General features: G+C 62.6%; 20 protein-coding genes. 17 read left to right on the top strand and 3 right to left on the bottom strand.

The features are described 5' to 3' along the window. The first annotated feature begins 47 nt into the window (after positions 1–47). The 17 genes from PTE30175_RS13105 (at position 48) to PTE30175_RS13025 (ending at position 18,464) form a co-directional block, all read left to right on the top strand. Positions 48–1,415, top strand: coding sequence for an NAD(P)/FAD-dependent oxidoreductase (locus tag PTE30175_RS13105; protein WP_150697484.1), 1,368 nt, complete (start codon positions 48–50; stop codon positions 1,413–1,415). After that, complete coding sequence (locus tag PTE30175_RS13100) at positions 1,412–2,101, top strand: TetR/AcrR family transcriptional regulator (protein ID WP_150697483.1); 690 nt, start codon at positions 1,412–1,414, stop codon at positions 2,099–2,101. The genes PTE30175_RS13105 and PTE30175_RS13100 overlap by 4 nt, the downstream gene beginning before the upstream one ends. 163 nt (positions 2,102–2,264) lie before the next feature. Then, a complete protein-coding gene (locus tag PTE30175_RS13095; RefSeq protein WP_150697482.1) occupies positions 2,265–3,554 on the top strand; it encodes an acyl-CoA dehydrogenase family protein in 1,290 nt (429 codons plus the stop codon). Between the two features lie 123 nt (positions 3,555–3,677). Further along, on the top strand, positions 3,678–5,144 hold the full coding sequence (locus PTE30175_RS13090; RefSeq protein WP_150697481.1) for a flavin monoamine oxidase family protein: 1,467 nt from the start codon (positions 3,678–3,680) through the stop codon (positions 5,142–5,144). A 9-nt stretch (positions 5,145–5,153) separates the two neighbouring features. After that, the gene (locus PTE30175_RS13085; protein WP_150697480.1) at positions 5,154–5,813 is read left to right on the top strand and encodes a c-type cytochrome; all 660 of its coding nucleotides are present in this window, start codon (positions 5,154–5,156) and stop codon (positions 5,811–5,813) included. Between the two features lie 46 nt (positions 5,814–5,859). Beyond that, positions 5,860–6,537 carry a hypothetical protein gene (locus PTE30175_RS13080; protein ID WP_150697479.1) on the top strand — a complete coding sequence of 226 codons (678 nt, stop codon included), beginning with the start codon at positions 5,860–5,862 and terminating at the stop codon, positions 6,535–6,537. A gap of 119 nt (positions 6,538–6,656) precedes the next feature. Then, a complete protein-coding gene (locus PTE30175_RS13075; protein ID WP_150697478.1) occupies positions 6,657–7,331 on the top strand; it encodes a TetR/AcrR family transcriptional regulator in 675 nt (224 codons plus the stop codon). Positions 7,332–7,549: 218 nt separating this feature from the next. Then, positions 7,550–8,299, top strand: coding sequence for an electron transfer flavoprotein subunit beta/FixA family protein (locus PTE30175_RS13070; protein WP_150697477.1), 750 nt, complete (start codon positions 7,550–7,552; stop codon positions 8,297–8,299). Between the two features lie 14 nt (positions 8,300–8,313). Next, complete coding sequence (locus PTE30175_RS13065; protein ID WP_224788747.1) at positions 8,314–9,339, top strand: electron transfer flavoprotein subunit alpha/FixB family protein; 1,026 nt, start codon at positions 8,314–8,316, stop codon at positions 9,337–9,339. Between the two features lie 95 nt (positions 9,340–9,434). Beyond that, positions 9,435–10,409 carry an NAD(P)H-dependent flavin oxidoreductase gene (locus PTE30175_RS13060; RefSeq protein WP_150697476.1) on the top strand — a complete coding sequence of 325 codons (975 nt, stop codon included), beginning with the start codon at positions 9,435–9,437 and terminating at the stop codon, positions 10,407–10,409. Positions 10,410–10,742: 333 nt separating this feature from the next. Continuing rightward, positions 10,743–11,417, top strand: a complete 675-nt coding sequence (locus tag PTE30175_RS13055; protein WP_150697475.1) for a histidine phosphatase family protein — start codon at positions 10,743–10,745, stop codon at positions 11,415–11,417. Positions 11,418–11,442: 25 nt separating this feature from the next. After that, complete coding sequence (locus PTE30175_RS13050) at positions 11,443–12,474, top strand: phosphotransferase (RefSeq protein WP_150697474.1); 1,032 nt, start codon at positions 11,443–11,445, stop codon at positions 12,472–12,474. Between the two features lie 46 nt (positions 12,475–12,520). After that, positions 12,521–13,285, top strand: coding sequence for an SDR family oxidoreductase (locus PTE30175_RS13045; RefSeq protein WP_150697473.1), 765 nt, complete (start codon positions 12,521–12,523; stop codon positions 13,283–13,285). 37 nt (positions 13,286–13,322) lie between these two features. Further along, positions 13,323–14,567, top strand: a complete 1,245-nt coding sequence (locus PTE30175_RS13040; protein ID WP_150697472.1) for an acyl-CoA dehydrogenase family protein — start codon at positions 13,323–13,325, stop codon at positions 14,565–14,567. A 117-nt stretch (positions 14,568–14,684) separates the two neighbouring features. Next, positions 14,685–15,593 carry a LysR family transcriptional regulator gene (locus PTE30175_RS13035; RefSeq protein ID WP_150697471.1) on the top strand — a complete coding sequence of 303 codons (909 nt, stop codon included), beginning with the start codon at positions 14,685–14,687 and terminating at the stop codon, positions 15,591–15,593. 77 nt (positions 15,594–15,670) lie between these two features. Then, positions 15,671–17,254, top strand: coding sequence for a PAS domain-containing hybrid sensor histidine kinase/response regulator (locus tag PTE30175_RS13030; RefSeq protein WP_150697470.1), 1,584 nt, complete (start codon positions 15,671–15,673; stop codon positions 17,252–17,254). A 28-nt stretch (positions 17,255–17,282) separates the two neighbouring features. Continuing rightward, positions 17,283–18,464: an adenylate/guanylate cyclase domain-containing protein gene (locus PTE30175_RS13025; RefSeq protein ID WP_150697469.1), complete on the top strand. Its 1,182-nt coding sequence runs from the start codon at positions 17,283–17,285 to the stop codon at positions 18,462–18,464. Here PTE30175_RS13025 and PTE30175_RS13020 read toward each other — a convergent pair. From PTE30175_RS13020 to PTE30175_RS13010, 3 genes are all read right to left on the bottom strand, one after another. Continuing rightward, on the bottom strand, positions 18,461–19,315 hold the full coding sequence (locus tag PTE30175_RS13020; protein ID WP_150697468.1) for a 3-hydroxybutyryl-CoA dehydrogenase: 855 nt from the start codon (positions 19,313–19,315) through the stop codon (positions 18,461–18,463). The two genes, PTE30175_RS13025 and PTE30175_RS13020, sit on opposite strands and share 4 nt — an antisense overlap. A gap of 37 nt (positions 19,316–19,352) precedes the next feature. Continuing rightward, on the bottom strand, positions 19,353–20,540 hold the full coding sequence (gene bktB, locus PTE30175_RS13015; protein WP_150697467.1) for a beta-ketothiolase BktB: 1,188 nt from the start codon (positions 20,538–20,540) through the stop codon (positions 19,353–19,355). A 61-nt stretch (positions 20,541–20,601) separates the two neighbouring features. Beyond that, complete coding sequence (locus PTE30175_RS13010) at positions 20,602–22,227, bottom strand: electron transfer flavoprotein-ubiquinone oxidoreductase (protein ID WP_420819632.1); 1,626 nt, start codon at positions 22,225–22,227, stop codon at positions 20,602–20,604. Between the last annotated feature and the right edge of the window lie 30 nt (positions 22,228–22,257).

The following is a 22,257-nucleotide window of genomic DNA, read 5'->3' as shown; positions in this document are numbered from 1 at the left end:
ATATCACTGCTGCAGGATCAGCCGTGCCGGCGAAGGCTTGCACGGCCATGGCTTTCACGCATTGCGGGGAGGAAAACCAAATGAGTGTGACGCTTGACACGTATCGCCCGCTCGGCGGGTGGGTAGAAAAGCCGGATAACCCGCAACCGCAGCTTGAGGCCGAGGTCTGCGCGGACGTCATCATCGTCGGCGCCGGCTTCGCCGGGCTGTCTACGGCGCTGGAGCTTGCCGCGCACGGGGCGAAAGTGATCGTCCTCGAGCGCGAGTTTGCCGGCTTTGGCGCGAGCGGGCGCAATGCGGGCTATCTCGCCGGCGCTTTGGGGCTCGAATTCGACCTTTTCCTCAAGCGCGTGGGCCGCGAGCAGGCGAAGAAGATCGTCGGTTTCTACGATGAGGGCGTCGCCTACGTCGAAAGGAAGTTTGGCGAATACGGGATCGACTGCGACTACAACGCCTCAGGGATAATCCGCGCGGGCGTGCATCCCTCCCAGGAGGGGAAACTGCGCGAGGGCATGAAGACCGGCATCGAACTCGGCTCCCCCGCCCAGTTCCTGGACCAGGCCGAGATGCGCGCGCGCGGCATCCCGCCGGCATTTCTGTTTGGTGCCTACGCGCAGCGCGGCGGCACGCTGGATCCTGGCAAGTACGTGATGGGACTGCGGCGCGCGGCGCTCCAGGCGGGCGTGCGAGTCTACGAGAACACGGCGCTGCTGTCCTATGCCGAAGGCGAGATCGTCAAGGTGCAAACCGCACGGGGCAGCGCGAGCGCTCCGTTCCTCGTGCTCGCCACCAACGCCTATACGCCGCAACTCGGCCTGCTCGGGGGCAAGGTGGTGCCGCTGCGGGTCTCGGCGATCGAGACCGAGCCTCTGTCCGAGGCGCAGCTGGCGGCTTTGGGCTGGCCGCGACGCGAAGGCATTGTGACCGCGCATTGGACCATGGAGAGCCATCGCTTGACGGCGCGCAACACGCTTGTGCTGACGACGAAGCGGCTCCACTATGTATATGGCTCGCAGACCCCGAATGTGCCGGACAATGCCGCCTATCGCGAGCTGGAAGTGGCGTTGCACGACCGCTTCCCCACCTTGAGGGACCTCGCCATCCGATCATGCTGGAGCGGCTACGTCAGCCTTGCCTTCGATGCGCTGCCGGTGGTGGGCGAAACCGGCGCCCAGCGGAACGTCTTCTATACCGCCGGGTGTTCCGGGCATGGCGTCGGCACCCAGTCGCTGATGGGGCACCTGCTTGCCGAACGGATTCGAGGCACCGAGCATCCGCTACTTTCGGCGTTGCGCCACAAGACGCCGTCGATGCTGCCCGAACCGCTGCGATGGTGTGCCGTCAATTCTGCACTGGGCATGACGAACATGCTCGACGGCCGAGTCAATCGCAAGGTACGCGCTGCCGCCCGATGACAGTGCCCATTGAGCAGCGCAGCCGCCGGAAACGGCGCACATCGAGCGCAGCGCCCGCAGGAACCGGGCATGACGGCGTGCGGGCCCAAGGCCTGCGCACCCGCCATGCCATCGTTCGCGTTGCGAGAAAGCTGCTGCTCGAAGGCGGCCCCCTGGAGTTCTCGCAGCGCGCAGTCGCGCTTGGCGCCGGGATCAGCATCAGCAACCTCCAGTACTACTTTCCGACAAGGCTGGCCGTACTGCGGGCGGTCATTGAGCCCGTCATCGACGCATATCTGGGCGATCTGAGGCGCGCGCTCGACAACAGTGTCTCCCCCCGCGAGACGCTTGACGCGCTCATGGAGCGGGGGTTGCGCGACGCGAACGATGCCGAAAGCGCGGCGCTGTGGGCGCACTTCGTTTCGTTCGCGTCGACCGATCCCGGGTGCTCCCGCCTGCTCGACGAGTGGTACGACACGCTGACGCGCGAGCTCGCACAGCTCGTCCGCGCCGCCAATCCGGAATGCCACGAGGCCGACAGCCTGCACGTCGCCACGCTGCTCATCGCTTTGGTCGACGGGGGCCTGGCGCTTCAACTCGGCGCGGGGCGGCACAAGCGCACGTACATGCAGGGGTTCGACGCCAGATTCCGGGCAACCGCCAAATACCTCGTGTGGGGAAAGTTGCTGGACGTCGGGGGCACGTAGCCTTTGGTCCGTCGCCGCAGTGCCAGGAGGACAGGGAATACCCCGTCTTTTCTTTTTCCTTATGTTTTGTATCATGACCTATAATTGGTAACGTTTTCTAAATACGAGATCGCTGGATGCATCGGCAATCCGGTTGGCATGCTTCCCCAGGAGGAGAACCGAAATGATTCGTCTGTACAAGACTGCAGCGTTGCCCTCGGTCGAAATGACCGGTTTCGAGACGCCGTTGAGCGAAGAGGAAAGCGCGATCCAGAATACCGTCCACCGCTTCGCGCGCGACGTGCTGCGGCCGATCGGACGGGAACTCGATCGTATGACGCCGGAGGAGGTGATCGCCCCCGGATCCCCTTACTGGGCCGCGATGGTCGAGAGCGCGAAGCTGGGGCTCGATCCGCAACTGATCGCGCAGTTTCCCCCGGAGGTCGCCGTGCGCATCGAATCGCTCATCGGCGAAGAACTCGGCTGGGGCGATTCGGGCCTGGCCGTTTCGCTGGGTGCGGCGACTGTGCCGTTGCTGATGGCTCAGTCGCTCGGCAATCCGGAGCTGATTGAAATGTGCACCGGCAAGATCGGATGCTGGATGAACACGCAGCCTGACCGCGGTTCCGATGCTGCGATCCTGTATCGGCAGGAACTCAGCGCGGTGGGCAAGCAGCCGACGGGCAACGTCACAGCGAAGGTCGGCGCCGACGAAATCGTCATCAACGGCCAGAGTTCGGCGTGGGTCTCGAACGGCTCGGTGGCGCAGGTCGCGCTCGCCTACATGGCGGCGGACTACGGCGACGGATTCTACGGTACTGGCGAACAGGGCTCGTTCACCAACGGTGTGGGCATGATCATTCCGCTCGATCTGCCGGGCATCTCGCGCGGCAAGCCGCTCGACAAGATCGGCCAGCGCGCGCTGCCCCAGGGCGAGATCTATTTCGACAACGTCAAGGTGCCGAAGCGCTTCGCCGTTGCGCTGAAGGACGAATATCTCGGCAATCTGGCCTCAACCTGGTCGTACGGCGGCACGCACATGTGCCAGGTTTTCGTCGGCGCGGCCCGCGCCGCGTTCGAGCTCGCGCTTGCCTATTGCCACGAGCGCAAGCAGGGCGGAGCGCTTCTCATCGAACACCAGATGACGCATCTGCGTCTGGGCGACATGCTGCGCCGGCTGGAAATGGCGCGTGCCATCGCCCGCCGCAGCCTGGCCTACTCACGCATGTCGCCGCAGAGCCACCCGTACGCGACCGCGCAGGCCAAGGTCAGCGTGACCGAAGAAGCGATGAAGATCACGCACGAGGCGTTCCAGCTCCTCGGCGGCAATGCCACGACCCGCGAATTCCCGATCGAAAAGCTGTTTCGGGATGTCCGCTCCGCGCTGATCGAAGACGGTGAGAACTACATCCTCACGTCACGCCTGGGCGTGCTGGCGGGACGGCTCTATCAGAACGGATGGACGCGGGAATAAGCGCCGCGCGCAGACGCTCGCGGCAGGCTCGCTGCCCAAGCCGATGCGAAGCCCTTGCAAACACGGTATTTGAAACGGGGGCGTGGTGAACCACCACGCTTCAAAACAGTTACGCGATGCAACATGGACAAGATCTCGTCCTCTGACACTTCAATCAACATGCAGCGAAGGCAATTGCTCAAACTTGCCGGCGCCTCAGCGGCCGTGGGAAGTATCGGCCTGAGCGCCGGGCAGGCAAATGCCGGCCTGTCGGGAGATGTTCTCGACGTCGCCATCATTGGCGCGGGGCTGTCCGGCTTGACGGCCGCGCGGGACCTGCGTCACGCCGGCTGCGAGTCCTTCGTAGTCCTGGAAGCACGAGACCGTGTGGGGGGGCGAACCCTCAACCACGACTTGGGCGGGGGACAGATCTCTGACGCCGGCGGCCAGTGGATTGGACCTGGCCAGACGGCCGTGGCGGATCTCGCCCGCGAACTGGAAGTGGACACGTTTCCAAGCTACTACACGGGAAAAACGGTCATTCTCGGCGGTGACGGCCGGACGGAGATCGACTTGAAGGGTACGTTGGGCACCGACGAGACCATCACTGCGAAGCTCAGCAAGCTCTCGCGCGATGTGCCGTCGGGCGCGCCATGGAAATCGCCCAAGGTCGGCGAGCTCGACAAACTCTCGGTCGGTGATTGGCTGGCAAAGCAAAGCATCAAGGACGAGGACCGCATGGGGTGGGATGTCAGCACCGCACTTTCCGGTGGCACCATGCCTGCAAAAATGGGGCTCCTGCATTTCCTGTCCATGATCAATTCCGCCAACTGCGATTACTCGCAGCTCGACGCGATCAAGCACAGTGCGCAGGAAACCCGATTCGTGGGAGGCGCGCAAGTCCTCAGCATCAAGCTGGCGCAGAAATTGGGTGAGAAGGTGCACCTGTCGTGCCCGGTCCGCAAGATTTCCAATTGGGATCGCGAGATTGTCACGCTGCACACGGACCGGGGAGAGGTGCGCGCGCGTCGGGTCGTCATGGCCATCCATCCGGCCTTGTGCAATCGGGTGCAATTCGATCCACCCCTGCCGCAGAAGCGTGCCGCGCTGCAACGCGCCTGGCCTGCCCATTCACCGGCACGGAAGACAGCCATGGTCTATTCCCGTCCGTTCTGGCGTGACAAGGGGCTGAACGGACACATCTTTCAAGTTAACGGCCCCATTTACTGGGCCTACGACAACTCCCCGCCGGGTGGTGAAATCGGCGTCATCAACGCCTTCATCGCGAACGCAATGGTTCCCTCGGATCTCAAGGCGGCGCAGCGCCAACTGACGGAGATCTATGCCCGAGCTTGGGGCCGCGAAGCGTTGACCCCGGTGTCCTACCACGATCGTGACTGGGGGCGGGCAGATCCCTGGACGCTCACATGCGTGTCCGCGATCCCGCCAGGCTTCTGGAGCACCCACGGCGAAGCGTTGCATCCGCCCTGCGGCAGCCTGATTTGGTCGGGTACGGAGACGTCCGACATCTGGGCAGGCTACATGGATGGTGCCGTGCGCTCGGGCCACCATGCGGCCCTCAAGGCGCTTAATGCCCTGCGGCGGGTTTAGGAGCCGGCGATGAAAAAACGGATATTGCTTGGCGCTTCCGCAATCATTGTCGCCCTGGTGGCGATTATTTTCGGCCCCGAACTCCTCGATCTCTACCGGCTTCAGCGTTACATCGGAGCGTCGGCCGAAGCTTACCGGTCCGACAAAGGCCCGTGGCCACACCCGACCGATACCTGCATCGGCTGCCATGGGGTCAACGGCAACTCGCAAAATCAAGCCTACCCGAGCCTGGCGGGCCAGCCGGCTCCGTACTTGGCGGATCAGCTTCACAAGTTCGCCGGCGGGCAGCGAGCCAATCCGAACATGGGGCCGTTGGCCATGACCATGAGCGAGTCCGAGATCAAGCTCCTGGCGGATCACTTCGCCAAGCAGCCCGTCGGCGAAAACCGGTCCTTCGAACCCGATCCCGGCTTGAGGGAAAAGGGCAGGCAACTGGTGGAGAAAGGGGCATGCGCCGCGTGTCACGGTGCCCGACTGATGGGCCATGACCAGTTTCCGCGACTCGCCGGCCAGGGATATGACTATCTCCTGGCGCAGTTCGGCGCGTTTGCCGTCGGCACGCGAAGCGAGTCCACCGGCATGATGAAAAACATTGCCATAGCCGCGTCACCGGAGGACCGCAAGGCGATCGCGACCTACCTCGCCAGCCTTGCCCCGGAAAATAAATGATGGATCAAACCTCACGAAACTCACGAAAGGATCACCAGGAGTAGCCATGGATATCAAGCTTTACAGCGTCTGCCTCGCCATCCTTTTATTGGTGGTGACTTCATTCATTTATGGTTTGAAGTTTCTCAAGAAACGTAACTATCTCCTCGGAATTGAGTTGCTGATTGTTACGTTCTCGGCGTCGAATTTTCTATTCTATTTCCTGAGCGGTGCGCACTTCGCTTATAGAATCTCGTTCTTTCTGGATGCGTTTTCCAGAGGTTTCGGCATACCCGTTATCGCCGTGGCGGGCCTGATGGCCGTTACGCATCGATACAAGCCATCGATTCTCATGGATGTCGTTTTTTTTGGGGCTGCCATTGCGGGAACGGTCGCATTGGTGGCAGCCGACTTCGTGATTCAGCCCAGGCCATACTTCTATGTGGTGATGTGGGGCGCATTCTCGATTTACCTCGCTTATTTTGCCAAGAGGCTGGTGAGCGCCGGAGAGAACCTTCACGCCATGGGCGTGATCCTGGTTCTATTGTCGTCCCAGGCTATTGCATGCATCTATGATTTCTACACAATACCTGGAGACGACGACCACATTGTTTTCTATATTCTGGCGGTAACTACATGGTCATTCCTGAGTGTCGAACTGTATTACGCCTATTGTGCCCTGGAGGGCGCAGAGGCCAATGAGCAAAACTCGAACAAGGTCAGTACGCAGGTTGCACCGATGTAAGGGGTGTATAGCGCCGTATGGAAAATGAGGCTGGCATCAGGTATAGTCATTTGCGCTCAGCGAAACACTGAGCGCGATTACTTTGGCGAGGCAACAACGCCCAAATCACGACGGAACCGATGACAGTGCCCATGGAGCAGCGCAGTATCAGGAAACGGCGCACACCGAGCGCAGCACCCGCAGGAAACGGAACAGATGGCTTGCGTGCCCAAGGCTTGCGCACACGCAATGCCATCGTTCGCGTTGCAAGAAAGCTGCTGCTCGAAGGTGGCACCCTGGAATTCTCGCAGCGCGCAGTCGCCCTTCGCGCCGGTATCAGCGTCAGCAACCTCCAGTACTACTTTCCGACGAGGCTTGCAGTATTGCGGGCGGTCATGGAGCCCGTAATCGACGGCTACATGGATGAGCTCAAGCGCGCGCTCGACAGCAGCGCCTCGCCCCGCGAGACGCTTGACGCGCTTCTGGAACGGGCGCTCCGCGATGCGAAAGATACCAAAAACACGGCGCTGTGGGCGCACTTCGTTTCATTCGCGTCGATCGATCCCGAGTGCTCACGACTGCTCGACGACTGGTACGACGCGCTGACGCACGGGATCGCAACGCTCGTCCGTGCCGTCAATCCGGAGTGCAGTGAGGCCGACAGCCTGCACGTCGCCACGCTGCTCATTGCGATGGCCGACGGATTGGCGCTTCAATTCGGAGCGGGGCGGCGCGCGCAGGGGCTCGACGCGAGATTCCTGGCGACCGCCAATTACCTCGTGCAGGGGAAGTCGCAGAGCGTCAGGAAGAAGTAGCCGCCGGAACGTCGCCGCAGCGACCAGAAGAGACAGGGGAATACCCTGTCTTTTTTTTCTTCCGTTTGTTTGTCATTATGACCTAAGATTTGTATTTTATACTATAAATGAAACGGCCGGTTGCATGAGCAATTCGGTTGGCATGCAGGCCAAAGCGCGGCCTTGGCATCGGGCTTGGTCAGAACGTGCGGAGTGAAGGGGTTGAATCGGGAGAAGCAATGAAAGTGTTGGTAGCGGTAAAGCGCGTCGTGGACGCAAATGTGAAAGTCCGCGTCAAGGCGGACGGATCGGGCGTCGATCTTGCGAACGTCAAGATGAGCATCAACCCCTTCGACGAAATCGCCGTGGAAGAGGCCGTGCGGCTGAAAGAGGCGGGCGTGGCGACGGAAGTGGTCGTGGTTTCGTGTGGCGGGAGCGCCTGCCAAGAGACGTTGCGTGGGGCAATGGCGATCGGCGCGGATCGCGCAATCCTTGTCGAGTCGAGCGACGACGTCGAGCCGCTTGGCGTCGCGAAGGTGCTGAAGGCGCTTGTCGATAAGGAGCAGCCGCGACTCGTGATCCTTGGCAAGCAGGCAATCGATAACGACTGCAACCAGACCGGCCAGATGCTCGCTGCGCTCGCAGGCCTGCCGCAGGCGACGTTCGCGTCGAAATTGTTGGTTGTCGATGGCAAGGCCGCGGTCATGCGTGAAGTCGACGGCGGGGCGGAAACGCTGTCGCTCACACTGCCGGCAGTGGTCACGACCGACCTGCGCCTGAACGAGCCGCGTTACGTGACGCTGCCGAACATCATGAAGGCGAAGAAGAAGCCGCTGGAAACCGTGAAGCCGGAAGACCTCGGTGTCGACGTATCGCCGCGTCTGAAGACGCTGAAGGTGGTGGAGCCGCCGAAGCGCGCGGCCGGCGTGAAGGTGCCGGACGTGAAGACGCTGGTCGAGAAGCTGACGACCGAAGCCAAGGTGCTGTAAGGGAGCGCAAAGAAATGACGATTCTTGTAATTGCCGAACATGCCCCGAAGGAAATCCCCTTGGGGGACGACGCCGCGAAGGAAGCCCCCCGCCGCGGAGGAAGTCCCCTTGGGGGATTGGGGGGCAGCGCGTCCATCAAGCCGGCGACACTGAATGCGGTGGCGGCCGCAGCTGTTGTTGCCACGTTCCTTGACAAGGAGATCCATGTGCTTGTCTCGGGCCACAACGTGGGGGATGCGGCGGACGAAGCTGCGAAGATCGCCGGCGTCACGAAGGTGCTGGTGGCCGACGCGCCGCAACTCGCTGATGGCCTCGCGGAAAACGTCGAAGCGACCGCGCTGAAAATCGCGAAGGATTATTCGCACATCCTGGTTCCGGCGACCGCTTACGGCAAGAACATTGCACCGCGTCTCGCAGCGAAGTTGGACGTGGCTCAGATCTCGGACATCACGGCGGTCCACTCGGCCGACACATTCGAACGCCCGATCTACGCGGGCAACGCGATCGCGACGGTGCAATCGAGCGATCCGATCAAGGTGATCACTGTGCGCGCGACGGGCTTCGACCCGGTGGCAGCGGAAGGCGGCAGCGCATCGGTCGAGAAAATCGACGCCGCAGCGGATGCAGGCGTTTCGCAGTTCGTAAGCCGTGACGTGACGAAGCTGGACCGTCCGGAACTCACGTCAGCCAACGTTATCGTGTCGGGCGGCCGGGGTCTGGGCAGCGGCGAGAACTATACGAAGGTGCTGGAGCCGCTGGCGGACAAGCTGCAAGCCGCGCTGGGCGCATCGCGCGCTGCGGTGGATGCGGGCTATGTTCCGAACGACTATCAGGTTGGCCAGACCGGCAAGATCGTAGCGCCGCAACTGTACATCGCGGTCGGCATTTCGGGTGCGATCCAGCATCTGGCGGGCATGAAGGATTCGAAGGTGATTGTCGCGATCAACAAGGATCCGGAAGCGCCTATCTTCGGTGTCGCAGACTACGGACTCGAAGCCGACCTCTTTCAGGCGGTGCCAGAACTGACAACTGCGATCTGATCGAATACCCGGTCCTGGTACACCGCCAATCGACGGCGCGTAACCGACGAGCGGGCATCAGGGGGATCGCGTAATCAACGCAAACGACACACACCATGAAAACCAAGATCACCGAGCTCTTCAGCATCGAATATCCGATCATTCAAGGGGGCATGCATCACGTCGGGTTCGCCGAGCTGGCAGCGGCCGTTTCCAACGCAGGTGGCCTCGGCATCATCACGGGCCTCACCCAGCGAACCCCGGATGACCTGGCTGCCGAAATTCGGCGCTGCCGCGAGATGACCGACAAGCCGTTCGGTGTGAACCTGACCTTCCTGCCGACTGTCAATCCCCCCGACTATCCCGGTTATATCCGCGCCATCGTCGAAGGCAGGGTCAAAGTTGTAGAAACGGCCGGCAACAACCCGCAGCGATACGTGGCCGCGCTAAAGGAGGCGGGCGTCAAGGTGATCCACAAGTGCACGTCGGTTCGTCATGCGCTAAAGGCCGAATCCATCGGTTGCGATGCTGTCAGCGTCGATGGGTTCGAATGCGGCGGCCACCCGGGAGAGGACGACGTCCCCAACTTCATTTTGCTGCCACGCGCTGCCGGCGCGCTCAAGATTCCATTCGTGGCCTCCGGCGGCATGGCTGACGGCCGGTCGTTGGCCGCAGCGCTCTCGCTTGGCGCCGATGGCATCAATATGGGCACCCGCTTCATTGCGACTCGGGAGGCGCCGGTGCATCAGAACGTCAAGCAGGCGATCGTCGCCGCCACCGAACTGGATACGCGCTTGGTGATGCGTCCACTGCGCAACACCGAGCGTGTGCTGCGCAATGCCGCAGTGGACCGTCTGCTGGAGAAGGAACGCCTGCTCGGCACCGACATCAGGTTCGAGGACATCGTCGACGAAGTTGCCGGCGTATATCCACGCGTCATGAAGGAAGGCGCCCTCGATGCGGGGGCATGGTCATGCGGTATGGTCGTTGGCTTGATCCACGACGTCCCGACGGTCAAGGAACTCATCGACCGCATCGTGAGCGAAGCGACAGAGATCATCCGCGGTCGCCTGGTGCGTATCGTCGCCTAGTGGGAGGACCGACGAAACACCAGCCAGGCTGTTTGAGATGAGGAAGATCACGCTATCCTTGACGAGGCTCCCGGCGAGCGTCGCCGGCTGTTTGAGCGGTTCATCGCGCACGCGCACGAATCGATCATCTGGATCCGACGCATGAAAACCCGGTAATCGCCAGCGTGCGCGGTGCGGTTGCCGGCTTTTGTCGAGAAGCGCAAGCCGCTATTCAATTGAGGCGGCCGGATGCATCGGCAATTCACGTGATGAATGCCGTGGGATTCAAGAAATAAATTTCAAAAATGAGTGTGCGGCCGCTATGCTGAATACATCTGATTTGGTGAGCATGCGATGGCTGAACTCTATTTGGTGCGGCACGGACAGGCGTCGTTTGGCACGAAGAATTACGATCAGCTCTCCACGCTCGGTGAGCAGCAAGGCGTCTGGCTCGGCGAATACTTCGCGCGGCAGGGCACCGCGTTCGATCGCGTGATTTGCGGCACGCAGTGCCGGCATGCGCAGACGGTCGACGCGATCCTGCGCGGGATGGGCCGGGAGGACGTCCGCTACGATCGACACCCGGGCCTGAACGAATACGACTTCGACGGGCTGATCGCCATCGCCGGTGACAACTATCCGGAGATCGCGCGGCTCGCCGCCGGATCGATGCGGGATCACTTTCGGGCACTCAGGCAGGTGTTGCATTTGTGGTCGGAAGACAGGCTTCGCGGCCCCGTCCCCGAGACGTGGGCGCAGTTCCAGCAGCGCGTCGCCGACGCTCGCGCCGCGATCCGGCAAGGCGGCGGGCAGCGCGTGCTCGCGGTGAGCTCGGGCGGTCCGATCGCCACCACCGTGCAGCAGGTGCTCGCGGCGCCGGCCTCGAGTGCGATCGCGCTGAACCTGCAGATCCGCAACAGCGCCATCTCGCAGTATTTCTTCAACGCCGATGCGTTCCATCTGGCTTCGTTCAACGGCATCCCGCACCTGGACGATCCGGAACGGCAGGCATTCAGGACCTACGGTTGACCCACGAAACGGAACGATCGGGACAATGACGAATACACCGCAGCAACTCGATGTCGCCAGGCTGGCGCGCTATCTGGAAGACCATATGCCCGGTTTCGAAGGGCCCGTCGACGCGGAGAAATTTGCGGGCGGCCAGTCGAATCCCACCTTTCTGCTGAAGGCGCACACCGGCCTCTATGTGCTGAGGCGGCAGCCGCCGGGGGAACTGCTGAAGTCCGCGCATGCGGTGGATCGCGAATTCCGGATCCTGACCGCGTTGTCGGGGACCCGGGTGCCGGTCGCGCGACCGTATCACCTGTGCGAGGACCGCGGCGTGATCGGCAGCATGTTCTACGTGATGAGCTTCGAGGATGGACGGATCTTCTGGAATCCCGCGTTTCCCGATCTGCCGCGGCCGGACCGCGCGGTCTGTTACGACGCGGTGCTTCAGACGATGGCCGCGCTGCATGACGTCGACGTTGACGCAGTAGGCCTCACCGACTACGGCCGGCCCGGCAACTATTTCGAGCGGCAGATCGGCGTGTGGACGAAACAGTACCGCGCGGCGGAAACGGAGCGCCTCGACGCGATGGAGGCGCTGATCGCCTGGTTGCCGAACGCGTGTCCCGCCGACGCGGGCAGGCCGACGATCGTGCACGGCGACTTCCGGCTCGATAACGTGATGTTCGAGCGCGACAGCTACCGCGTGAAGGCCGTACTCGATTGGGAACTCTCCACGCTAGGCAATCCGCTCGCCGATCTCGCGTATTTCTGCATGTGCCTGCGGCTGCCGTCGGACGGCTACATCCCGGGGCTCGCGGGCCAGGACCGGGGCGCGCTCGGCGTGCCGCAGGAAACGGAGATTGTCGCGCGCTATTGCGAGCTGCGCGGGATCGAACCGATCCGCGACTGGCACTTCTATCTCGCGTTCAGCTTCTTCCGGCTCGCGGCGATCGCGCAGGGCGTGAAGTCTCGCGCGCTGAAGGGCAACGCGTCGAGCGCGGCGGCGCTGCGCGTCGGCGCAATGGCGGGGCCGCTGGCCGAAGAGGCCGTGCGCGTGATCGACACGCATCGCTGAGAACTTGAAGCGGCATGTGCCGCACACACAAATGGAGGAGCCAAGCATGGCAACGAATCTGTTCGATCTGTCGGGGAAGATCGCGCTCGTGACCGGCGCGAGCCGCGGGATCGGCGAGGAAATCGCAAAACTGCTCGCGGAGCAGGGCGCATACGTGATCGTGTCGAGCCGCAAGCTCGACGACTGTCAGGCGGTCGCCGACGAGATCGTCAAGGCCGGCGGCCGTGCCGAGGCGCTCGCATGCCACGTCGGCCGGATGGAGGACATCGCCGCCGCGTTCGAGCAGATCCGCGGCAAGCATGGGCGTCTCGACATCCTCGTCAACAACGCGGCCGCGAACCCGTACTTCGGCCACATCCTCGATACCGATCTCGCAGCTTACGAAAAGACCGTCGAAGTGAACGTCCGCGGCTACTTCTTCATGTCGGTCGAGGCGGGCAGGATGATGAAGGCGCAGGGCGGCGGCGCGATCGTCAACACCGCATCGGTGAACGCGCTGCAGCCCGGCGATAAGCAGGGCATCTATTCGATCACGAAGGCCGCGGTCGTCAACATGACGAAGGCATTCGCGAAGGAGTGCGGGCCGTTCGGCATCCGCGTGAACGCGCTGCTGCCGGGCCTCACAAAAACCAAATTCGCGGGCGCGCTGTTCGAGGATCCGGCGATTCACGAAGCCTGGATGGCCAAGATCCCGCTGCGTCGCCACGCCGAGCCGCGCGAGATGGCCGGCACCGTGCTCTATCTCGTGTCGGATGCATCGAGCTATACGAACGGCGAATGCATCGTCGTGGACGGCGGCCTGACGATCTGAGACCGCGAAGAAGACGAACGGAACCGAGGAAACAATCATGGATTTTGCCTATACCCCGAAAGTGGAAGATCTACGCCGCCGCGTGCGCGCGTTCATGGACGAGCATATCGTGCCGCGCATCCGCCAATGGCACGAGGAGGTTCACGCCGGCCGCTATCCGGTGTCGTTCATGGAAGCCTTGAAGGCGCGCGCGAAAGCGGAGGGGCTCTGGAATCTCTTCCTGCCGCATTTGAAGGATGACGAGCCCGGCACGCGCCTCACGAACCTCGAATACGCGCCCCTTGCCGAGATCATGGGGCGCGTGTCGTGGGCGTCGGAAGTGTTCAACTGCAATGCGCCGGACACGGGCAACATGGAGCTGCTGCACATGTTCGCGACGCCCGAGCAGCGCGAGCAGTGGCTGATGCCGCTGCTGCGCGGCGAGATCCGTTCGGCGTTCGCGATGACGGAGCCGGACGTGGCGTCGTCGGACGCGACGAACATCACGACGCGCATCGAGCGCGACGGCGGCGATTATGTGATCAACGGCCGCAAGTGGTTCATCACCAACGCCTCACATCCGGACTGCAAGATCTTCATCGTGATGGGCAAGACCGACCCGGATGCGGCGTCGCACCAGCAGCAGAGCATGATCCTCGTGCCGCGCGACACGCCGGGCGTGACGATCGTGCGCAACATCACCGTGCTCAACCACTTCGCGCCCGAAGGGCATTGCGAAATCACGTTCGACAACGTGCGCGTGCCGGCACGCAACCTGCTCGGCGAGGAGGGCAGCGGGTTCGCGCTTGCTCAGGCGCGCCTCGGGCCGGGGCGGATCCATCACTGCATGCGTTCTATCGGCGCGGCGGAGCTGGCGCTGGAACTGATGGTCGACCGCGCGCAGTCGCGTCAGACGTTCGGCAAACCTCTGAATCAGCACGGTACCGTCGGCGAGTGGATCGCCCGCTCGCGGATCGAAATCGAGCAGGCGCGCCTGCTTGTGCTGAAGGCGGCGTGGATGATCGACAATGTTGGCGCGAAGGCTGCACGCAAGGAGATATCGATGATCAAGGCAATCGTGCCGACAGTGCATACGAATGTCTGTGACCGCGCGATGCAGGTGTTCGGCGCGATGGGTATCAGCCCCGACACACCGCTCGCCGACCACTGGACGTGGGGCCGCGCGCTGCGCTACGCGGATGGCCCGGACGAGGTGCACCTGCAGGCGATCGCGCGGATGGAGATCAAGGACAGCACGCCCGGTTCGACCGCGCCTTATCTGACCGTGCCACCGCGGTCCTGATGGTTGCATTCGCCGCCACCGCGGCGGCGAATGCGGGCTGCGGCAAACGCGACGTCGCGGCCCGGCGTAGCCGCCTGACCGGCATGCGCGTTAAGATGCCGGCAAGGAGGCACCGCAATGCGCTTATCGAAGCTTGATCTGAATCTGTTTGTCGTATTCGAGGCGATATACAACAAGCGCAACCTGACGCGCGCGGCCGAAGTGCTGAACATCACGCAGCCGGCCGTCAGCAATGCGCTCGCGCGGTTGCGCAGAACCCTGAACGACCCGCTGTTCGTGAGCACGCCGGCGGGGATGATGCCGACGCCGATGGCGGAGAACATCATCGGCCGCGTGCGCGAGGCGCTGCAGATGCTCGATTCCAGCGTGCACGAAGGGGATGTGTTCGATCCCGCGTCGTCCGGGCGCGTGTTCCGGCTGAGCATGAGCGATCTGACCGAGGCGCTTCTGCTGCCGGCGCTCGGCGAGCTGCTGCAACGGCATGCGCCCGGCATGCATGTGCGCAGCTACTACACGGATCGCCGCGAGGTGCCGACCGCGCTTGCCAACGGCTCCGTCGACATCGCGATCGACGCACCACTGATCGACGATGCTCATCTACATCAGGCGCCGCTAGTGCGCGACCGCTACGCATGCATGATCCGCCACGACCATCCGTTCAAGGGCAATATCCTGTCGATGGCCGACTATCTCGCGATGGGGCACATCCATGTGTCGAGCCGCCGCGAGGGTAGCGGCTACGTCGACGCGGAGCTGGCGCGTCTCGGGCAGCGCCGCAGCATCCAGATGCGCGTCCAGCACTACATGGTCGCGCCGCTGATCGCGATGCGCGGCGATCTCGCACTGACGGCGCCGGTCCGGCTGCTTCAGCGCTATCCGGCGCGTATTCTCGAACTGCCGTTCGAGTTGCCTGACCTTGAATATTACTGTTATTGGCATCGCAGCGTCGATCGGGATCAGGGCAATCAGTGGCTGCGCGAGCAGTTGATGCGGCTGATGTGCGATGTCGATCCTGGGGCACCGTAAAGCGGGCCATGGGTGGACAGACCCGTTCGCGAATGTCTACACTGAAGGTGCATTCATGCTCGGTCCGGGAACAGATCATGCGAAAGCACCATGCACATCCGTCTGCGCAACTTCCTTCTGGAGTGGCCGAAGCGCTCGAGGGGGAACGGGGTTTCAGGGCATTCGCTGACGCCGTCCCCCAAATCATGTGGATAGCCAATCCGGACGGTTGGATCGACTATGTCAACCAACGTGGGCTTTCCTATGGCGGAGCCACGCTCGAGCAACTCCAGACTTTGGGCTGGGAACGCTTTATTCACCCGGACGATTTGCAAACCGCCGTCGACTTCTGGAGGCGGTCCATCGAGAATGGCAACGAATTTGAAATGGAATATCGTTTCAGACGAGCCTCCGATGGCGCCTATCGATGGTTTCTTTGTCGCGCCTTACCCTTTAAGGATCGCGATGGAAAAGTCGTCAAGTGGTTTGGCACCGAGACCGATATCGAAGATCAGAAGCAGGCCCGGGCCGCGGCGGAGAGCGCCAACCGCGCCAAGTCGGATTTTCTTTCCAGTATGAGCCACGAGTTGCGTAGCCCACTCAATGCCATTCTGGGCTTCGCGCAACTCATGGCGTCCGATTCGCCGCCTCCTACGCCCTCACAACAGACGAGCATCGATCAGATTCTGCGTGCAGGATGGCATCTGCTCGAGTTGATCAACGAAGTGCTGGATCTGGCGAAGATCGAATCCGGGCAAGTATCGATGTCGCCCGAACCCGTATCGTTGATTGATGCCTTGCACGAATGCCAATCCATGATCGAGCCACAGGCGCAGCAACGGGGCATTCGTGTGAGATTTCCACATGTCGAGCCGCTCTGTCATGTCCATGCCGACCGAACGCGCTTCAAGCAAATCCTGATCAATCTGCTCTCGAACGCAATCAAATACAACTGCCCGTCGGGCGCGGTCGACGTTGATTACAGCACGCGCGTACCGGACCGGGTTCGCGTCAGCGTCAGCGACACCGGCCCGGGCTTGTCGCCGGACCAGTTGGCCCAACTCTTCCAGCCATTCAATCGCCTGGGACAGGACGCAGGCGCCGAGGAGGGCACGGGGATAGGCCTGGTGGTGGCCAAGCGGCTAACAGAATTGATGGGTGGCACCATAGGTGTTGAAAGTACCGTCGGGAAGGGGAGTGTCTTCTGGATTGAACTCGATACGGCGCCCGCCCCGGAAATTGCAGCGATGGTTGACGCACAACTCACCCCGTCAGCTGAGGGCGTGACCAAGAGCGGTGCTGTCACCGTGCTCTATGTCGAGGACAACCCGGCTAACCTGAAACTGGTCGAGCAACTGATCGCCAGGCACGCAGACATGCGCATGCTCGGTGCGGTGACGGGACAACTCGGTGTGGAACTGGCGGGCAGGGCGCTACCGCAGGTGATCGTGATGGACATCAATCTGCCCGATATCAGCGGCATCGAAGCGCTGAAAATCTTGCGCAAGAACCCCACGACGGCGGAAATTCCCGTCGTGGCGCTCAGTGCGAATGCCATGCCGCGTGACATCGAGAAGGGCTTGAAAGCGGGCTTTTTTCGCTATCTGACCAAGCCGATCAAGATCGACCAGTTCATGCACGCGCTTGCCGAAGCCATCGCGTTTGCGGAAGGAAAGCATTAGCGCAAGTCAGGTAACCAGGGTTCAAACCATGATCGATTCCTCAGCGATCCTCGACGCCAAAATCCTGGTCGTCGACGATCTGGAAGCCAATGTCCTGCTGCTCGAGCAAATCCTGCACCGGGCGGGCTATGCTCATGTCGCGTCTACGACGGATGCATCCGAGGTTTACGCGCTTCACCGCCAAAATGGCTACGACCTGATCCTGCTCGATCTCCAGATGCCCGGTCTCGATGGTTTTCAGGTGATGGAAAGCCTCAAGGAACTCGAGGCGGACAACTATCTTCCGGTCATTGTGATCACCGCTCAGCCGGCCCACAAATTGCGCGCACTGCAAACCGGCGCGAAGGACTTTGTCAGCAAACCGTTCGATCTGGCCGAAGTTCTGATGCGGGTTCACAACATGTTGGAGGTCCGCCTGCTGCACCGGGAGTCGCGCAACTACAGCAAAGCGCTTGAGCAAAAGGTGCGGGAAGTGGAGGCAAGCCGAGAGCTGATTGGCCGCCAGAGCGACGAGCTCAAGCGTCTATACGCCAAGGTCGTCGCCGAGCAGAAGGTTTCCGAGCGGCTTCTGCTCAACATGCTGCCCTATCCGATTGCGCAGCGATTGAAGGCTCACCTCGATGGCATTGCCGACGGTTTCCCGGAAGTCATTGCGGACCGCTTCCCGGAGGTGTCGGTATTGTTCGCGGATCTCGTGGACTTCACCGGCTTTTCGGCCGGCATGGGCCCCGAGCAAATCGTCGAGATTCTCAATGAGATCTTCACCGACTTCGACATCATCGCCGACAATCGTGGCCTCGAGAAGATCAAGACCATCGGAGATGCATACATGGCGGCCGCGGGACTGCCCGTCCCGGTGGCCGACCATGCGGTGCGGGCGGCGCACATGGCGCTCGACATGATCGACGCGATGGCCCGCTTCAACGAGCTCAGGCGCTGCAACTTGCAATTGCGTATCGGCATCAACAGTGGCGAGGTCGTGGCCGGCGTGATCGGCAAGCGCAAGTTCATCTACGACCTGTGGGGAATGGCTGTCAACCTTGCAAGCCGGATGGAGTCGCAAGGCGTAGCCGGCCGCGTGCAGGTGACCGAGGCCACTCGCGGCAGGCTAGGCGATCCCTTCGTCTTCGAGGAGCGCGGCACGATTGCGGCGAAAGGCATGGGCGAGCTCCACACGTGGTTCCTGGCCGGCAGAACCGGTCATCCTTAGTCCACGTACCGATAGACTCCCCAGCCGGTTTTCCGCCCGAGCCGCCCTGCGGACACAAGTTCGCGAAGCAGCGGGCACGCACGGTACTTCGGGTCGCCGAAGTCTTTCAGGAACACATCCATCACTGACAGACACACGTCCAGCCCGACCAGATCCGCGAGCGCGAGCGGCCCCATCCGGTGGCTGGCGCCGAGCTGCATGCTCTTGTCGATCTCTCCGGCCGTCGCGATGCCTTCTGCAAGCACGAAAAACGCCTCGTTAATCATCGGCACGAGGATACGGTTGACAACGAAACCGGGCGAATTGCGAACACCGACAGGCGACTTGCCGAAGCGCTCCGTCACCTCGTGAACGGCTTGCGCGGTCGCGTCGCTCGATTGCAGGCCGCGAATGACCTCGACCAGAGGCATCTGCGGTACCGGATTGAAGAAATGCATGCCGATGAATCGAGCCGGGCGGTCAAGCGTCGCGCCGAGCGCGGTGATCGAAATCGACGACGTGTTCGTCGCGATGATCGCGTCGGGACGCACTGCAGCCTCGACCTGTTTCAGAATGCGTGTCTTCAGCTCGAGGTTCTCGGTTGCCGCCTCGATGACGAGGTCGGCAGCCGCCAGGCGCTGATAGTCGGTCGACGTCTCGATGCGCACGCGCGCAGCATCGCGCGCCGCGGCATCGAGCTTGCCCTTTGCCACGAGATAGTCGAGGTTGCCCGTCAGCGTGGCGACTCCCTTGGCGAGCGCCGCGTCGGAGACGTCGATCATCACCACCTTGAGTCCGGCGATGGCAGCGGTTTGCGCGATCCCGTTGCCCATCGCGCCGGCACCAATGACACCCACGGTTTCGATTGTCATGAACGTTCCTGTTGTCCGACGCGATGCGTCGCAATAATTATTGAAGGTTTTCAAAAATGGCGGCGATACCCTGTCCACCGCCGATACACATCGTCACGAGCGCGTAGCGCCCACCGACGCGCTGCAACTCGTAGAGGGCCTTGACCGTGATCAGCGCACCGGTCGCACCGATCGGGTGGCCCAGGGAAATGCCCGAGCCGTTCGGGTTCACCTTCGCCGGATCGAGCCCCAGCGTCTGCGTGACCGCGCAGGCCTGTGCCGCGAACGCCTCGTTCGACTCGATCACATCGAGATCCGCGATGGACAGGCCCGCGCGCTCGAGTGCCAAGCGCGTGGCCGGCACCGGCCCGATCCCCATGTGAAGAGGGTCGACACCCGCATGCGCGTAGGCGACCAGCCGGGCGAGGGGGCGGATGCCGCGTTGCTCGGCCTTCTCGCGCGACATCATCAGCACGGCGGCTGCGGCGTCGTTGATGCCCGATGCGTTGCCTGCCGTGACCGACCCGTTCTCCTTCGCGAAGACCGGTTTGAGCTTGCTGAAATTGTCCAGGCTCGCGTCGTTGCGCACATGCTCGTCGGTATCGAAACACACCTCTCGTCCTTTGACGGTTCTCGTCACCGGCACGATCTGGCTCTTGAAGCGCCCTTCGGCGATCGCGCGTTCCGCGCGGCGATGCGATTCCAGCGCCAGCGCGTCCTGCTGCTCACGGGTGATGCCGAACTTTTGCGCGACATTCTCTGCGGTGACGCCCATCGGCACAGTGTGGAACGGGTCGTTCAGCGCGCCGAGCATCATGTCGATGAGTCGCATGTCCCCCATGCGCGCCCCGAAGCGCGCGTCCGTCGCGATGTACGGGGCGCGGCTCATGTTCTCCGCACCGCCGCCAATCGCGATGTCTGCATCGCCGAGCTGGATGGTTTGCGCCGCGGACACGATCGCCTGCAGGCCCGAGCCGCACAGGCGGTTCACATTGAACGCCGGCGTCGACTGGGAAACCCCGGCATTGATCGCGGCGACCCGCGACAGGTAGAAATCCTTGGGCTCCGTCGCAATCACATTGCCGAACACGACGTGACCGACTTCATCACCCGCCACGCCGGCTCGCGCCAGCACTTCGCGCACGACGATCGTGCCAAGCTCCGTCGGTGCAAAATCCTTCAGGCTGCCGCCAAACTTGCCAATCGCGGTACGCACACCGCTGACAACCACCACTTCCTTGCTCATTGTCGTCTCCTTGTGTTGCGGGTGACGGACGCGCTGGACATGCGTCGCGCCCGTCGCACCATTACATATTCGGATAATTCGGCCCGCCGCCGCCTTCGGGTGTGACCCACACGATGTTCTGCGTCGGGTCCTTGATGTCGCAGGTCTTGCAGTGCACGCAGTTCTGCGCGTTGATCAGGAGCCGGTCACTGCCGTCGTCGTGCTTCACGAACTCATACACCGCCGCCGGGCAGAACCGCCCCTCGGGGCCTGCGTACGTGCTCAGGTTGACGCTCACGGGCACGCCGGGATCCTTCAGCGTCAGGTGCGCCGGCTGGTTCTCCTCGTGGTTCGTGTTCGAGATGAACACCGATGACAGCCGGTCGAACGTCAGCTTCCCGTCCGGCTTCGGATACTCGATCGGCACGCACTGCGACGCCGGCTTGAGCATCTCGTGATCCGCATGCTTGTGGTGCAGCGTCCACGGCACATTGCCGCCCATCAGCTTCTGCTCGACGCCGACCATCAGCGTGCCGAGGTACAGCCCTTTGCCCATCCACTGCTTGAAGTTGCGCGCGCGGTGCAGCTCCGTGTGTAGCCAGGACCGCTTGAACGCCTCCGGATATGCGCTCAGCTCGTCGCCCTGGCGGCCCGCCTGCAGCGCGTCGAACGCCGCTTCGGCGGCCAGCATGCCGGTCTTGATTGCCGCGTGGCTGCCCTTGATGCGCGAGGCGTTCAGGAAGCCGGCATCGTCACCGACGAGCGCGCCTCCCGGGAACACCGTCTTCGGCAGCGACACCAGCCCGCCCGCGGTGATCGCACGCGCACCATACGACACGCGCTTGCCGCCTTCGAGGAAGGTGCGGATGGCCGGGTGCGTCTTGTAGCGCTGGAATTCCTCGAACGGCGACAGGTAGGGGTTCGAATAGCCAAGGCCCACGACGAAGCCGGCGACCACCTGATGGTTGTCCATGTGGTAGAGGAACGAGCCGCCGTAGGTGTCCCGCTTGAGCGGCCAGCCCGCCGTGTGGATCACGAGGCCCGGCTTGTGCTTCGACGGGTCGATTTCCCACAGCTCCTTGATGCCGATCCCGTACGCCTGCGGGTCGGCGTTCGCGTTCAGCTTGAACTTGTCGATCAGCTGACGGGCCAGATGCCCGCGACAGCCTTCCGCGAATAGCGTGTACTTCGCGTGCAACGCCATGCCGAGCTGGAAGTTCTCGGTCGGCTCGCCGTCGCGGCCAACGCCCATGTTGCCGGTAGCAACACCTTTCACGGAATCGTCGTCATAGAGGATCTCCGCCGCCGGGAAGCCCGGGAAGATCTCGACGCCGAGCGCTTCGGCTTGTTGCCCGAGCCAGCGCGTGACGTTGCCGAGGCTGATGACGTAGTTGCCGTGGTTCTTGAAGTTGCCCGGCAGCGCCCAGTTCGGCACCTGCTTCGCGCTGCTCTCGGACAGGAACAGGAAGCGGTCTTCCGTAACTTCGACGTCAAGCGGCGCGCCTTGCGCCTTCCAGTCGGGGATCAGCTCGGTGATCGCACGCGGGTCCATCACCGCGCCCGACAGGACGTGCGCGCCGATTTCCGAGCCCTTCTCCAGCACGCAGACGCCGATCTCGACGCCTTTTTCCATTGCGAGCTGCTTTAGCCGAATCGCCGCCGACAGCCCGGCCGGGCCGCCGCCGACGATCACGACGTCGTACTCCATCGACTCGCGCGGCCCGTATTGCGCGATCAG

Source organism: Pandoraea terrae (assembly GCF_902459695.1).
In the GTDB taxonomy this organism is placed as follows: Bacteria; Pseudomonadota; Gammaproteobacteria; order Burkholderiales; family Burkholderiaceae; genus Pandoraea; species Pandoraea terrae.
The sequence above is the reverse complement of the archived record's forward strand: the minus strand, read 5'-3'. Positions and strand labels throughout refer to the sequence as shown.

What these genes read in the sequence shown, in the direction of transcription:
- PTE30175_RS13105 (WP_150697484.1), top strand. Translation starts at nt 48, where the DNA reads ATGGCTTTCACGCATTGCGGGGAGGAAAACCAAATGAGTGTGACGCTT.
- PTE30175_RS13100 (WP_150697483.1), top strand. Translation starts at nt 1,412, where the DNA reads ATGACAGTGCCCATTGAGCAGCGCAGCCGCCGGAAACGGCGCACATCG.
- PTE30175_RS13095 (WP_150697482.1), top strand. Translation starts at nt 2,265, where the DNA reads ATGATTCGTCTGTACAAGACTGCAGCGTTGCCCTCGGTCGAAATGACC.
- PTE30175_RS13090 (WP_150697481.1), top strand. Translation starts at nt 3,678, where the DNA reads ATGGACAAGATCTCGTCCTCTGACACTTCAATCAACATGCAGCGAAGG.
- PTE30175_RS13085 (WP_150697480.1), top strand. Translation starts at nt 5,154, where the DNA reads ATGAAAAAACGGATATTGCTTGGCGCTTCCGCAATCATTGTCGCCCTG.
- PTE30175_RS13080 (WP_150697479.1), top strand. Translation starts at nt 5,860, where the DNA reads ATGGATATCAAGCTTTACAGCGTCTGCCTCGCCATCCTTTTATTGGTG.
- PTE30175_RS13075 (WP_150697478.1), top strand. Translation starts at nt 6,657, where the DNA reads ATGACAGTGCCCATGGAGCAGCGCAGTATCAGGAAACGGCGCACACCG.
- PTE30175_RS13070 (WP_150697477.1), top strand. Translation starts at nt 7,550, where the DNA reads ATGAAAGTGTTGGTAGCGGTAAAGCGCGTCGTGGACGCAAATGTGAAA.
- PTE30175_RS13065 (WP_224788747.1), top strand. Translation starts at nt 8,314, where the DNA reads ATGACGATTCTTGTAATTGCCGAACATGCCCCGAAGGAAATCCCCTTG.
- PTE30175_RS13060 (WP_150697476.1), top strand. Translation starts at nt 9,435, where the DNA reads ATGAAAACCAAGATCACCGAGCTCTTCAGCATCGAATATCCGATCATT.
- PTE30175_RS13055 (WP_150697475.1), top strand. Translation starts at nt 10,743, where the DNA reads ATGGCTGAACTCTATTTGGTGCGGCACGGACAGGCGTCGTTTGGCACG.
- PTE30175_RS13050 (WP_150697474.1), top strand. Translation starts at nt 11,443, where the DNA reads ATGACGAATACACCGCAGCAACTCGATGTCGCCAGGCTGGCGCGCTAT.
- PTE30175_RS13045 (WP_150697473.1), top strand. Translation starts at nt 12,521, where the DNA reads ATGGCAACGAATCTGTTCGATCTGTCGGGGAAGATCGCGCTCGTGACC.
- PTE30175_RS13040 (WP_150697472.1), top strand. Translation starts at nt 13,323, where the DNA reads ATGGATTTTGCCTATACCCCGAAAGTGGAAGATCTACGCCGCCGCGTG.
- PTE30175_RS13035 (WP_150697471.1), top strand. Translation starts at nt 14,685, where the DNA reads ATGCGCTTATCGAAGCTTGATCTGAATCTGTTTGTCGTATTCGAGGCG.
- PTE30175_RS13030 (WP_150697470.1), top strand. Translation starts at nt 15,671, where the DNA reads ATGCGAAAGCACCATGCACATCCGTCTGCGCAACTTCCTTCTGGAGTG.
- PTE30175_RS13025 (WP_150697469.1), top strand. Translation starts at nt 17,283, where the DNA reads ATGATCGATTCCTCAGCGATCCTCGACGCCAAAATCCTGGTCGTCGAC.
- PTE30175_RS13020 (WP_150697468.1), bottom strand. Translation starts at nt 19,315, where the DNA reads ATGACAATCGAAACCGTGGGTGTCATTGGTGCCGGCGCGATGGGCAAC.
- bktB (WP_150697467.1), bottom strand. Translation starts at nt 20,540, where the DNA reads ATGAGCAAGGAAGTGGTGGTTGTCAGCGGTGTGCGTACCGCGATTGGC.
- PTE30175_RS13010 (WP_420819632.1), bottom strand. Translation starts at nt 22,227, where the DNA reads ATGGAGTACGACGTCGTGATCGTCGGCGGCGGCCCGGCCGGGCTGTCG.